Here is a 13,352-nt window from a genome sequence, read left to right as displayed (position 1 = left end):
GCAGCGCCTCGTCGACAAGCGGAAAGAACGAAGCCATGAAATTCCTTGATTCCCGGCCGCTTTCCGAGTTGGCGGCCGAGTGCCTGGAGAAACTGAAGGATTCGCTCGTCCTGGAACGGGCGGGGCGTTCGCCCATCTACCGCTCCCTCTGGCAAGCCGCCGGCATCGATCCCGCCCGGGTGCGCTCCTACATCGATTTTGCCCGCATCCCGTTCGCGACCACGGCCCTCATCCGCGAGCGGCTTAAGGGAACCCCGCCGGCCGAACTGGCCGCGGAGGCCGACGTCCGCCTCTGGGTCAGCACCTCGGGCACCACCGGCGAGCCCAAGTGGATCCCCATGGGCGAAAGGGACATATCCTCCATGATCGACGCGGTCCAGCGCATGATCGACATCCCCATCGGCCCGGCTGAAAGCGTCTCCTTCCTCTCCCTCAGCGCGCCCGCCCCCTTCGTCAGCGAACCCTGGCTCTACTTCGCCTTCTTCGGCTTCATCCGCGGCAGCAGGCCGGCCAATGCCGCCCTGTTTGCCCTTCCCGAATCCATGGATGCCCTGCAGTTCGCCAGGCGGGCGAAAAGCAACATTCTGTTTGCCTTCCCCAGCATCGCCGCCCTGATCGGCGAGCAGGTCTCGCTGCGGGCGGCGGGCGAAGCTGCGCTCCTGTTCAGGAAGAAGAAAAACCTGCGGAATTTCCTGGCCATGATCGCCACGCGCGTCATCCGCGTCAGGGCCAGGCATGTTTTTAGATTCCGCAAGGGACTTTTCGCCGGCGAACCGGCGACACCCTACGCCCGGGCCCTGAAGCGCTCTTTCAACCTGGAAGCATTCGACGCCTATGCCTCGACCGAATCGTCTGACGCGGTGATCATTGAATGCTCAAGCCACCAGGGCATGCACGTATTCCTGGACAGCTGTTTGCCCGAGATCATTCCCGATGCCGAGCTGGAGCGGGAACAAAAAGACCCTGCCGCCGCGCCGCAAGCCATTCCCATCTGGGACGCCCAACCCGGCCTCAGCGGCGAGCTGGTACTGACGACCTTCAGCGACGCCTTCCCCCTGCTCCGTTTCCGCACCTCGGACCTGGTCCGGGTGGTGAGCACCGCACCCTGCGCCTGCGGCCGCAGCCATCCGCGCATCTCCATCCTGCACCGCTGCGACGACATCATCAACCTGGGCCTCATCCGTTTTTCCATCTACCTGTTGAAATCAAAGTTGGAAGCCGTAGCGCTCAACGGCCGCATCGGCCAATGGCGGCTGCGCCTGACCCGGGAGGGGGTGAAGCCCAAGATGGTGCTCGAGGTCAAAGCAACCCGGCCGGATGCCGGCAACGCTCTCCGACAAGAGATCATGGAGCGCATCGACGAAATCGAAGGAGTGGGCGCAGCCCGGGAAAACGGCCTGATCGCCGAACCTGAGATCCGCTTTGTCGATCAGATCGAGTCCGAGCGCGGCCAGAGTGGGAAGGACAGGCTGGTGATTTACGAGCCGGCCTATTTCGCACGGAGCTGACATGTGGCAATGGGATGTCACCCTCCGTCCCTCCGGAGTCGAATCGCTGCCCCTGGTCGATCTCGTCCGCCTGGGCGAGGAAAGGCTGATCGCGGGCGGGGTGATCGAGCGCGCCGCCGGCTCCTCCCTCTACCGGGCTTCCTGGCGCCGCTTCTGGCGGCGGCCGCGGCTGCGCGACCGCTGCGACCTGCAGCGGCTCCCTTTCCTCTCGGAAACGGACCTGCTGCGCGGGCAAAGCCGGGCATTGGGCCGCATCGCCTGCGCCCCGGTCTACGGCTGGGCCGCCACCTCCAGTTTGGGGGAGAGCCGCAAATACATTCCGGTCGGTAAAAGAGATTTCGAACTGACCCTCGGGCTGCTCAACCGCCTGGCCAGGGTGGTCAAGGTCAAAAGCAAGGCCGTGGTGCTGGCCGTGCCGCCCCTGGCCCCCAGGTTAACCAACTCCCTCCCCTACTGCTGGATGCTCGCCGACATGCTGGCGACCAAATTGAAGCTGGAGTTCATCGTGGCGAGCATGTACATGCTGGGGAAGAACAACTGGCCCGAATTCGCCCTGCGCCGCCAGCCCGACATCCTGCTCTGCCGCCCGTCCGACGCGCTGGCCATGGCCGATCATTTCGCCAGTGCCGCCGGCAAACCCTCCGCCAAGCCCCGGGAGATCATGCCGAATCTGAAGACAGGCATTTTCTTCGGCGAGGCGCTAGCACCGCACCGCGAGCGGATCGTCGCAGCCTACGGCCTTGAAGCCTTTGACCTTTACTTGTCGGTCGAGCACCCCGGCATGAACATCGATTGTCCCGTGCATCAGGGCATTCATTTCTGGCTGGACACCTGCGTGGCTGAGATCATCCCGGTCGGGGAACTGGCCAGGGAGCGGAGCGAGCCGGGCTACATCCCCGACGCCATCTTCCTCGACGCCACTGCACCGGATACCCGGGGCGAGCTGGTGGTCACCACCTTCGGCGAGGCGCTGCCGCTGATCCGCTACCGCACTGGCGACCTCGTCAGGCTGGCCGGCTGCGAACCCTGCGCCTGCGGCCTGACCCATCCGCGCATCCAGGTCCTGGGCCGGCTGGCAGACAGCGGCAGGGCTGCCAAAGAAACGTCGCCTTGAGCTTGAAGCGCCTGGCCAGCCGGCGCAACTGCTCGATCATCGCCTTTTCAGACGCAACGTCGGCAAAGGCGGGCGACGTGCCGAGATAGGGGTAGTCGACTTCGAGGCCGGAAAGGCCGAGGGGGACTAGTTCGGCGAGCATCGATTCGAGCCTGACGTCGGTCTCGCGGGCGATGTAGCCGGGATGGGCCAGGACGGCTTCGCCGCCGGCATTGCGGACCATGGCCAAGGCGTCGGCCAGCGGCAGCTTGGGAACGACCACCGCGACCTGGGCGTTCTGGGAGACCCAGTAGGCGGCGGCGCGGTAGTCGGAGAATAGTCCCTGCTCCAGCATGGCGTGGACCAGGTGGGGTTTCATCAGGGTGTCGCGGTTTTCGATAAAAACGTTCTTGGGGTCCACGACCATGCGGCCGAAGAAGCGGTTGATGATCGCCAGCTGCAGGGTCACCCTCTCTTTGCGGAGCTCCCGGGTCGCGTCCAGGTGCCTGTTCAGGGGACCGTCGTCAAGGTTGAAGGCGTACCCCAAAAGATGGATCTCCTTGCCCATGTAATCGGTGTCCAGCTCAATCCCCGGGACCAGCTCGATGCCGAGCCCCCCGGCATGGGCAAACATATCGCCGAAATGACGATAGGCGCCCAAGGCGTCGTGGTCGGTGAAAGAAACTTTGCTTAAGCCCGATTCCTTGGCAGCAGCCAGCATTTCCATCGGGGTGCAGGTGCCGTCGGAAACAAGGGTGTGCAGGTGCAGGTCAATGGTGTTTTTCATAAGGGAGTAGTTTAGCATAGGAAAGGGTTGAGGGTACAGGGTCCAGGGTTCAGGGTGAAGAAAAAAGCAAGCCCGGGTGTAGGGGCGGTTCGCAGCACCAATCATCCGCCTATCCTGGTTGCTCTCACTATGATTTCAACCAGTTTCGTATCCGTTGAAATCATCTAGTGAGACAATACCAACACTAGATAGGTTTCGTTGCCCTTCGGGCTCCACAAAACCTATAGTGTTGGTACGGATATGATTGGTCTACCATCACTATGTTTTCAGCTATATCCATAAGTCGCTGAAAACATCTAGTGATGGTATACTTTCACTAGATGATTTCAACAAGTTAGGTTGAAACCATAGTGAAAGTATGTCCCCTTAGGGGCGAACCGCCCTTTTTTTCCCCCAATTAACTAACACCAAAATCCAATGACCAAAACAAAGAGGATAAATAAGGAACGATCTTGTAGGGGTTTGATTAATCAAACCCCTACAGAAGAAAATTTTTTATTTCTTCGTTTGAATCATTGGAAATTGGAATTTATTTGGAATTTAGTGCTTGCGATTTGTAATTTATGTACGGGCGGGTTTTCCCCTGACGGGGACAAGTAAACCCGCCCCTACACTGCATCTATTTCGTCGCGACTATCTTCTGAAAGTTCTCCGGGTCGGTATCCCCCTCGGTGTTGATCAGCAGGATCCTGGATGTCGAAGTCAGGGGCAGCCGCGAACGGATGACGGCCAGCTTGTCGCTGTCGGTCATGGCCAGCAGGGCGGCCAGGCCGGAGCTGCCCGATTCGCCCGAGACGATGCGCGGGTCGGTCCCCAGCGGGTGAAAATAGCGGCGCATGGCGTTCTCGGCGTATTTGTCGCCGATGGCGATGAAAAAATGGAAGACGTCGCGCACGATCGGCCAGGCCAGCGGCGAGGGGACGCCGCAGTTCAGGCCGGCCATGATCGAGGTCTGCTTGCCGCGCGTGGGCACGGCGTTGCCCTTGCCGAAGCGCACCGACTCCAGGAAGCAGTCCGAGGAGAGCGGTTCGACGCAGACGAGGAACGGCCGGTTCGCCCCGTAGTTTTTCGCGTAGTAGAAGGCGCCGGCGGCGGCCAACCCGCCGACCCCGGCCGGCAGGATGACGGCGTCGACGTCGGCCCGGTCGGGCTCGTGCAGGATCCCCTCCAACTCGGCGAAGATGGAGGTGTAGCCGAGGAGTATCCAGCCCGGGATCTCGCGGTAGCCGGGATAGGCGGTGTCGGAAACGGCCTGCCAGCCGTTTTCCGCCGCGTCCGCGGCGCAGCGCTCGACGCAACCGTCGAACGTCCGTTCGACCAGCACCACCGCGGCCCCCTCGCTGCGGATGCTCGCCACCCGCGCCGGCACCGAGTCGGCCGGCATGTAGATGACCGCCTTCTGACCGAGCTGCTTGGCCGTCCAGGCCACGGCCCGGCCGTGGTTGCCGTCGGTGGCGGCGCAGAAGGTGAAGGAGCCCAGCTTGGCCAGGATCTCCCGGTCCTGAAAAGCGGCCGGGGTGAAGGGCGACTGGAAACGCGCTTGCCACTGCTTTTTCAAAAAGCGGTAGATGGCGTAGGAGGCGCCCAGGGCTTTGAAGGCCTTGGTGCCGAAGCGCTGCGACTCGTCCTTGACGAAAATGGCGCCCAAACCGAGACGGAAGGCCAGGGAAGGGAGTTCACGCAAGGGCGTGGGGGCATAGCCCGGCAGGGAGCGGTGGAAGTCCAGCATGCCGGAATTTTTAAAAAAATCATAGTCCGCCCCGGGCCAGACCGGCCACTCCTTGACGTGTTCGTTGAAGGCGTATTCGCACATGGGAGTACTCGGCTCAGGCCGAGGCTATCCTCTTCCAGAACTTCGCTGCCAGCTCGCGCGAGCGGGCGCAGATCCGCTCCTCGTCGATGGTGACGAATTTTTTGTTGCGCAGCAGGATCGTGCCGTCACAGATGACCGTGTCGACGGCGGCGTCGACCATGCCGAAGAGCAGGTGGCCGAGGAAATTGTCAGCGGCGAGCGGCGTCGGCGGCACATAGTCCAAAATGGCCATGTCGGCCGGGGCACCGACCGCCAGCTTGCCCAATTTTTTGCCGAACAGCTGGCCTGCGATAACGGCGTTGTTGCCCAGCAGCATGGCCGGCGCTTCGGCGAAGGCGAGGCGCGGGTCGCGCTGGTCGTGGCGCTGCAGCAGGTAGGCGCAGCGCATCTGGGCGAGCATATCCGACGACATGCCGTCGCTGCCGAGCCCGACCGTGATCCCCTTCTTCATCATGCGCAGGACATCGGCGCAGCCGACGGCGTTGTTCATATTGCTCTCGGGGTTGTGGACCACGCGGCTGTTGCTGGCGCGGATGAGCTCCATCTCCTTTTCATCGATGTGGACGCCGTGAACGAGCAGGGTCTTTTTGCCCAGGGCGGCGAATTTTTTCAGCCGCGGCACCACGCGCATGCCGTATTTTTTCAGCGAATCCTTCTGATCGGCCAGGTCCTCGGCGCAGTGAACGTGAAGGCCGGCCCCGTATTCCTCGGCCACGGCGACCGAGGCGGCCAGCGTTTCGTCGCTGACGGTGAAGGCGGCGTGCAGGCCGACCATGCCGCTCACCAGCCGGCTGGGCTTGCGGCGCAGCTGGTCGAGGAAACGGGCGTTCTCGACCACCCCTTCCCAGCCCTTGTGATAGCGGTCGGAGGTGCCCAGGCAGAGGGCGGCGCGGATCCCCGTCCGTTCGACCGCCTGGCGCAGGATGTCGAGCACGCCGATCTGCAGCCCCTGCGACTCGTGGTGATCGACGATGGTGGTCACGCCGTTGCGCACGCATTCGAACAGCGGCACCAGGGCGGAAAAATAGACGTCCTCGGTCGTCAGCTCGTTGTCGAGCTTCCACCAGAGCTTTTCCAGGATCTGGGTAAAGTTTTTAGCCGGGACGCCGGGAATGGCCATGCCGCGGGCGAAGGTCGAGTACAGGTGGTGGTGGGCGTTGATGAAGCCGGGCATGATGATCCCGTTGTTGGCGTCGATCGTTTTCACCTTGGCCTTTCCGCTGTGGCTCCTGGCCAAACGCGCCCGCACGTCCTTTTCCCTGCCGACCGCCTCGATGACGCCGTCGCCATAGAGGATCGCGCCGTTGGCGATGACCTTGGCCGGCGTGACCACCGTGCCGTTGAATACCAGATTATGCATGGATGCCTCCGTTGTCTTCCTTGCTCGTCAATCTTCCTTGAGCGCCGCCTTTTCCTCGACCGTGCGCTCGCGCATGGACAGGGCGCCCGAGAAGCACTTCTGGACGCAGATGCTGCAGCCGATGCACTTGGCCGCATCGGTGAGCGGGTGCTTTTCCTCGTCCAGGGTGATCGCCTGGTACGGGCAGCGGCCGCAGTTGCCGCAGCTCAGGCACAGACCGCCGTCGCAGCTGGAGATCTTTTTCTCGGCCGAGAGGCCCATGAAATCAATGACCGGGTACGGCAGGGCGATGCCGATCAGCTTGTCCATCGACGCGATGCCCCGTTCCTTCATCAGCGAACTCGTACCGTTGACCAGGTCGTTGAAAATGCCGTAGCCGTGCTTCATGACGATGGTGCAGAACTGCACCGTGCGGGCGCCCAGGGCCAGGAAATGGGTCGCCGCCCGGTAATCCATTGGCCCGCCGTTGCCCGAGACGGTCACGCCCAGGTTGGCCACCGAGGCCAGGGTCAGGTTGCTGATCGGGGTGACGCCAGCACCGCTCATGCCGACGATGACTCCCTCTTCCCACTCGGGCTTGGCTCCAGGCCGAAAAGCAAGGGTCGGGAATGTATTGGCCAGGGTGATGCCGGCCTTTTTTTCGGGGTGGCGGGCCAAGACCTTCTTGATGGCGTTGACGATTGCCGCGATGGAGGTCACCGCCGCGGTGAGCTTAAAAAGCTTCGGCACGTAGGGACTTCCGCCGACCAGGACCCATTCGACGATCTTGGCGGTCAGGGCGGCGTTCTGCGAGACGATGTCGCCCTCACTGCCGTCGCCGCCCTGCGGGCAGGAGAGGCTGTACTCGATGCCCATGACGCCGGTATTCTCGAGTTTGCGCGTGTTGCCCTGCCAGGCCGATCTGTCCTTCTCGTCGTCTCCCGTTACCGGGCCGCCGGTCGAGGCCATGGTCAGGCGGTCGGGATAGAGCTTGACCAGGCGGTCGACCTCGCGGCAGACGCGGTCGAGCGCATGGCCCGAGACGTTGTCGCAGTTGCCGTAGGTCAGCTCGTTGAAGGCATGCATGTATTCGCCCGGGATATGGATGGGGACGCTGTCAAAGGCGGTCTTCATGATGCCGCCCGACCAGCCCGCCTCGTAGGCTTTTTTCATCTGCTCGAAGCCGTCGCTGGGCGGGGCGGCCGAGAGCAGGAAGGGGGTCGATATCTTCCGGCCGAAAAAGTCGCTCTCTAGGGAGACCGGGGCCGCAACATAGCCGCGCAGCGTAACGACGCTCTTGACCTTGCCGGGAACCGCGGACGGCTGCAAATGATGCAGCCAGGCGTCGATCTCCAGGGCGGCGTTCTTGCCGGCGGCGACCGCTTCCACCACCGTGGTCGGGCCGTTCACGCAGTCGCCGGCAACGAAGACCGCCGGGTTGGCGGACGTGCGCCTGGCGGCGCGGGCGCCGATGGCGATGATGACCGCAGCCAGGTCCTTCCGCGTTTGCTCCGTTCCCGGTACTTCCCTGACCGCCGCCGGGCTGAACGTTGTTTTCGGCGGCAGCGCCACCTTCATCGTTTCCAGCTCGCCGATCCGGCCGCTCCGTTTGTGAATGGCGGTGACCTTGGTCCGGCCCGAGATTTCGATGCCGTTTTCCAGGAGCTCGCCCATCTCCCTGGCGGTGAGCGGCATCTCGCCGATCGCTTCCAGGGCGATCAGCTCCACCCCGGCCGCTCCGTTGGCCTTGGCCACCATGGCGCAGTCGGCCGCAACGGCGCCGCCGCCGACGACCGCCACCCGGCCCGACAGTTTGTATTTCCGGGGATTTTTCAAATAATCCAGGCCAACGACGGCCAGCTCTTCGTTTTTCAGACCGAGGCGGATGGGTACGGTCAGCCCGGCCGCGACCAGGACCGCGTCATAGCCTTTTTTTAACAGCGTTTCGGGATCGCGTACATTGGACTTGAGAAAAACCGCCACGTTGCCCAGTGAAACGGCGAACTCCAGGTCCTGGGCCAGCATCTCCTTATCCAGGCGGAAGTCGGGAATCCAGCTGCAGGTGCCGCCGGGGACTTTTTCCTTTTCGAAGATGTCGACCTTATAGCCCTGCTGGGCAAGGACGGCGGCCGCGCCCAGGCCGGCCGGGCCCGAGCCGACGACGGCGACCTTCTTGTGGTTGGCTTTCGCCTTGGCGAAGGCGGGGATGCCGCCCTGCTCGCGCGCTTTCCTGATGATGGTCGCCTGCACGGCCGGGATGTTGACCGCCGCGTCGAATTTCTTGTGCACGCAGCCGGCCATGCAGAACTTGTCGGGGCATACCAGGCCGCAGATACCGCCCAGGGGATTGTTCTTCATGATCTGCGCCGCCGAGCGCCTGATGTCCGAGGCAGCGAAGACCTTCGCCGCCATGATGAAGTCTGCGGCCGAGCAGTCGGCCGGGCATTTGTCCTTGCACGGCTTCTCCTGGCAGAACTCGCACTTGGCGAACTCGGCCTTCAGCTGGGCGTCGGTCAGGTACAAATTATCTTTTGCCTCGGAATTTTTTTTCATTTTTGTTTTTTGTCCCCATCCCATCGGTTTTTTTGCATGCGTTTCAGGAAAACAAGGGCCTCATTATAGGTGCTTACAGTATAAAAGTCAAAATTTCCCGGCAGCCGCCTTGGTTTATTTCTTCCTGGCAGGGAGCGCCACGCAACCTGGAGCGGGAGCATGGACGGAAACGAAAGTTTACAATTGAATTACTTCCTTTCTCCGCTCTTTGTGTAGAGTTTCTTGAGTTCGTCCATGGTCGGTTCGATGATGCTGGGCGAACCCGCGACCTTGGCGGCCGAGGCAACATCCTTCAGCCCGTTGCCGGTGATGATCGCGACGCAGAGATCGTCGGCCTTGAGCCTGCCTTGCCTGGCCAATGCTTCGACCCCGGCGTAGGCGGTGACCCCGGCCGGCTCGCCAAAGACGCCACAGCCGCGGGCCACGGTCCCGATCGCTGCGAGAATTTCCTTGTCATCGACTTTGACCGCCGACCCGCCCGATTCGCTGATGGCGCGAACGGCCATCGCCCCGTCACGGGGGAGATCCACCGCAATGGAATCGGCAATCGTGGTGGCGCGGATCGGGATCAATCCCCCGCCGCGGGCAACCGCGTCGGCGATGGCGGAACTCTGCGCCGACTGGACCCCGGCGAGTTTCGGCAGACGGTCAATAAGCCCGACCGCCTTCAGGTCGCGGAAACCTTTCCAGATGCCGCTGATGATGTTGCCGTCGCCGACGGGAACGAAGACCCAGTCGGGAACCTTCCAACCAAGCTGTTCGCAGATTTCAAACGAGCACGACTTTTTCCCCTCGCGCGTGAACGGATTGAAACCGGTATTGCGATTGTACCAGCCGAACTCGGCTGTCGCCTGCAGGCAAAGATCGAATGCCTGGTCGTAGTTTCCCTTGACCATAATGATCTCGGCCCCGAAGGCCATGATCTGGGCGATCTTGGCGGGAGGGGCGGACTGCGGAACGAAAATGATGGTGCGAAAACCTATCCCGCCAGCGAGGCAGGAAAGAGAAGAAGCGGCATTGCCCGTCGATGCGCCGCAGATTAATTTCGCCTTATCCTCGAGGGCGCGTACCAATGCCACGCTCGAAGCCCGGTCTTTGAACGACGCGCTCGGATTCCGGCCGTCGTCCTTAACGTAAAGATTGGGTAAACCGATCGGCCCGCCCAGCCGGGCAGCGTGATACAGGGGAGTCCATCCGATCTGCTGCGGCGGAATCAGTTTGAGTGACGCCAGCGGATAGAACGGAGCGTACCGCCAGACCGAGTAATCGCGATGGCGCGCGAGTTTCTTGCGGCTGATTTTCTTTTTAATGAGTTCATAATCATAGATGACTTCGGTATTGCTCTGGCAGGCATTGCAGGTATAGCGGGTTTCCCTGAGGGTATGCTCCCTGCCGCAGACGGTGCATTTCAATCCCAAAACATGCCTGAGCGCCATTCTATCCTCCACTCTATCCTGGCTGAGTCCGGGCCGAGTGTTGCCGCGAACCGTCTAACCTTTGGTTATTCGCGTCCCCGCCTGACCGTTCAGCGCTTTCATCAGTGACTGCGGATTGGTGATGATCGCCATCTCGCCGCCGCTCTCGACGAATCTGATGCTCGCCTTGATCTTCGGTTCCATCGAGCCCTTGGCAAATTGCCCGTCGGCCAGATATTTTTTCGCTTCGCTGACGGTCATCTGGCTGAGCCCCCGCTGGTCCGGCTTCTTGTAGTTGATAAAAACCTGGGGCACATCGGTCGAAATCATGAAGATATCGGCCTTGATATTGTGGGCCAGCACGCACGACGCATTGTCCTTGTCGATGACCGCGGCAACTCCCTCGAGGTCCCCGTTCTCCTTTTCGATCACGGGGATGCCGCCGCCGCCGACGGCAATGACGATCTGCCCGCTATGGACCAGGGTCTCGATCGCCGGCTGTTCGACGATGCGCACCGGAATAGGCGAAGCGACCACGCGGCGGTACCCGCGGCCGGCGTCCTCGATGAGGGTCCAGCTGGGATTGGTTTTCTTTTTCTGCTCGACCTGATCGGCCTTGTAGAATGGACCGACCGGCTTGCGCGGATTCTTGAATGCCTCGTCGTTGCGGTCGACGACGCACTGCGTGATCACCGTGACGACGCCCTTTTTTATTTTCTTGGCGCGGAGGACATTGATCAGCGCCTGCGACAGCATATAGCCGATCCCGCCCTGTGAATCGGCGCCGCAGATGTCCATTGGCATTTGCGGAATGCCGTGGATCTGCTCGCCCGCATCGTTGCGCAGGAGGATGTTGCCGACCTGCGGGCCGTTGCCGTGCGCGATGACCAATTGATGGCCGGCGCCGATCATATCGGCGATATGTTCGCACGTTTCGTAAGAAGCCTCTTTCTGCTCTTCGATGAAGCCTCTCTGACCGGAAGGAATCAATGAATTGCCGCCGATCGCGATTACAATTTTCTTCATGGGATTCTTGCTATCCTTGACGGTGTTCGTCGTTTTATTTTTTCGGCCAGATGATCTTGCCGCCCTGCATTTTCACCCCGCCGATGGTCATGGCCATCAGCGCCTTTTGCACGTGCAAGCGGCATTCGGCTATATCCATGATGATGGAGCGCGGTCCGCGATTCACTTCCGGCGTGACTTCGTGCTCCTCATCGACCGGCATCGGGTGAATGAACTTGGCATGGGGTCGTGCGATCCTCATCCGGCGCTCGTCGCAGATCCAGTCCTTGTACTTCGGGTCGCTGGCGCGCGCGATTTCGGCATCCTTGCCGATCTGATAGAAGTCGGGCCCGAACCAATTGCGGGAATAGACGTAGTCAGCGCCTTCGTAGCCGGCGACCGGGTCGTTGACGATCTCAAACGTCGTCCCCGCCTGCCTGCAGTTTTCCTTGACCGCGCCGAGGACCTGGGTATCCGGCAGTTCGTACCCTTTAGGAAACGCCAGGCGGACGTTCATCCCGAGCCGCGAGTTGATGAGCAGCGACTCATGCACTGAACAGTAGGAACGGGCGAGTTTTCCCGACGCCCATGTCTGCAGCAGCGTCTTGCCCCTGGTACTTTCACCCTTCGCCACATTCAGCCGCATGCCCATGTTGTCGGCCAGCCCCTGGCAGGGATGGTAAATATCGTCGGCCATGTTGAGAACCGGGATGTCGGCGAACTTGGCGTATTGCCGCAACACCCAGTTGCCGTCGCCGTATTTGTCCACGGAGTCTTCGAGTATGCGAATCCCCATTCCGGTGCTGTAGCGGGCGATGACCTTGGCCGCGTCATGGATGCTTTCGCCCGCCGCATCCCTCTTGCCGCTGACGCTCTTGAGGCGCATGGCCTTGGGTTCCAGAAACTGGGCGTGGCCGCCCAGCTCGGTGGCCGCCGCCTCGAAGCTTTGGCGGGTGCGCAGCGACGGATTGTAGAACAACATCGTGAAAGTCTGCCGCAGCATCAGTTTGGCATGCCGCTCGCAGTAGCGGTTTTTTTTCATTTCAAAGGCGAGAGTCAGAATGGCCTCGAGTTCAGCCACTGAAAATTCCTGCGTGGTGATGACATCGCGACCCTGCAAATCGATTGCCTCAGCTTTTACCGTTTTCTTTTTGCCGGCCATAGCGCTTTCTCCTTGATAATGGTTTGCTTTAGCCCCGCATCCAGTGATGCTATCCATGTGTTACGGCTATCCCCATCCTGGTATTTTGCGAAGAATCTGAAAAAATGTCAATACAATTGGCAAGAAAAACAGGGTCTGGTTTAATGCAATTCCGACTTTGCGCGAATGAAGCGCAAGGTTTAGCCGGCGCGGCTGAAGTTTTCCCTGAACAACTTGTCAATGAGCGAGACGGGATCCCGGAAACAGCAGGTCATGATCATGGCGGCAATGATGAAAGCCTTGTAGCGCGCTTCCTTATATGTCTCGATGCGGTATTTTTCAAAGACCTTCATGGTCACTTCACCCTCCAGACAATTCAAACCCTGCACGTCGGCAGGGAGACAGTGAAGATAAAGGGCGTTGCCGTTGCGGGTCGTTTTCATCAATTCTTCGTCGCAAAGCCAATCCTTATGCCTGGCGTTTTGAGCCAGACATTCTTTTTCCAGTTCCTGCAATCCTTTCTGGTCATTGTTGTACATCAGATCCGTCCTTTTCTGCATGACCCAGTAAGGAGCCCAGCTCTTGGGATAGACGGCATCGGCGTTCTTGAAGGCCTCCTTCATATCATGGCTGATCGTGAACGAACCTCCCGATTCCTTGGCGAACTTTTTGCTCGTTTCGACTATTTCCGGCACCAG

At 60.9% G+C, this 13,352-nt stretch carries 10 protein-coding genes; 2 read left to right on the top strand and 8 right to left on the bottom strand.

The window, feature by feature from the left end:
- Positions 1-1,508 (top strand): GH3 auxin-responsive promoter family protein (locus NTW95_07280; protein MCX6557214.1); only part of this gene is annotated, 1,508 nt, incomplete at its 5' end.
- Position 1,509: 1 nt separating this feature from the next.
- Complete coding sequence (locus tag NTW95_07275) at positions 1,510-2,622, top strand: hypothetical protein (GenBank protein ID MCX6557213.1); 1,113 nt, start codon at positions 1,510-1,512, stop codon at positions 2,620-2,622.
- Here NTW95_07275 and NTW95_07270 read toward each other — a convergent pair.
- From NTW95_07270 to NTW95_07235, 8 genes are all read right to left on the bottom strand, one after another.
- Complete coding sequence (locus NTW95_07270) at positions 2,513-3,388, bottom strand: PHP domain-containing protein (GenBank protein ID MCX6557212.1); 876 nt, start codon at positions 3,386-3,388, stop codon at positions 2,513-2,515. The two genes, NTW95_07275 and NTW95_07270, sit on opposite strands and share 110 nt — an antisense overlap.
- 619 nt (positions 3,389-4,007) lie before the next feature.
- Positions 4,008-5,201 carry a diaminopropionate ammonia-lyase gene (locus NTW95_07265; GenBank protein ID MCX6557211.1) on the bottom strand — a complete coding sequence of 398 codons (1,194 nt, stop codon included), beginning with the start codon at positions 5,199-5,201 and terminating at the stop codon, positions 4,008-4,010.
- 13 nt (positions 5,202-5,214) lie between these two features.
- Positions 5,215-6,561: a putative aminohydrolase SsnA gene (gene ssnA, locus NTW95_07260; GenBank protein ID MCX6557210.1), complete on the bottom strand. Its 1,347-nt coding sequence runs from the start codon at positions 6,559-6,561 to the stop codon at positions 5,215-5,217.
- Between the two features lie 27 nt (positions 6,562-6,588).
- Complete coding sequence (locus NTW95_07255) at positions 6,589-9,093, bottom strand: FAD-dependent oxidoreductase (GenBank protein ID MCX6557209.1); 2,505 nt, start codon at positions 9,091-9,093, stop codon at positions 6,589-6,591.
- A 188-nt stretch (positions 9,094-9,281) separates the two neighbouring features.
- A complete protein-coding gene (thrC, locus tag NTW95_07250; protein MCX6557208.1) occupies positions 9,282-10,529 on the bottom strand; it encodes a threonine synthase in 1,248 nt (415 codons plus the stop codon).
- A gap of 54 nt (positions 10,530-10,583) precedes the next feature.
- Positions 10,584-11,534 carry a carbamate kinase gene (gene arcC / locus NTW95_07245; GenBank protein ID MCX6557207.1) on the bottom strand — a complete coding sequence of 317 codons (951 nt, stop codon included), beginning with the start codon at positions 11,532-11,534 and terminating at the stop codon, positions 10,584-10,586.
- Positions 11,535-11,568: 34 nt separating this feature from the next.
- Positions 11,569-12,675 carry a hypothetical protein gene (locus NTW95_07240; GenBank protein MCX6557206.1) on the bottom strand — a complete coding sequence of 369 codons (1,107 nt, stop codon included), beginning with the start codon at positions 12,673-12,675 and terminating at the stop codon, positions 11,569-11,571.
- Between the two features lie 179 nt (positions 12,676-12,854).
- A partial coding sequence (locus tag NTW95_07235; GenBank protein ID MCX6557205.1) for a knotted carbamoyltransferase YgeW occupies positions 12,855-13,352 on the bottom strand: 498 nt, incomplete at its 5' end.

The organism is Candidatus Aminicenantes bacterium, assembly GCA_026393795.1.
Classification (GTDB): domain Bacteria; phylum Acidobacteriota; class Aminicenantia; order UBA2199; family UBA2199; genus UBA2199.
Note: the sequence above shows the minus strand (reverse complement) of the source record. Positions and strands in the feature narration are given on the sequence as shown.

Coding starts and splice junctions, on each gene's coding strand:
- NTW95_07275 (MCX6557213.1), top strand. CDS start 1,510: ATGTGGCAATGGGATGTCACCCTCCGTCCCTCCGGAGTCGAATCGCTG.
- NTW95_07270 (MCX6557212.1), bottom strand. CDS start 3,388: ATGAAAAACACCATTGACCTGCACCTGCACACCCTTGTTTCCGACGGC.
- NTW95_07265 (MCX6557211.1), bottom strand. CDS start 5,201: ATGTGCGAATACGCCTTCAACGAACACGTCAAGGAGTGGCCGGTCTGG.
- ssnA (MCX6557210.1), bottom strand. CDS start 6,561: ATGCATAATCTGGTATTCAACGGCACGGTGGTCACGCCGGCCAAGGTC.
- NTW95_07255 (MCX6557209.1), bottom strand. CDS start 9,093: ATGAAAAAAAATTCCGAGGCAAAAGATAATTTGTACCTGACCGACGCC.
- thrC (MCX6557208.1), bottom strand. CDS start 10,529: ATGGCGCTCAGGCATGTTTTGGGATTGAAATGCACCGTCTGCGGCAGG.
- arcC (MCX6557207.1), bottom strand. CDS start 11,534: ATGAAGAAAATTGTAATCGCGATCGGCGGCAATTCATTGATTCCTTCC.
- NTW95_07240 (MCX6557206.1), bottom strand. CDS start 12,675: ATGGCCGGCAAAAAGAAAACGGTAAAAGCTGAGGCAATCGATTTGCAG.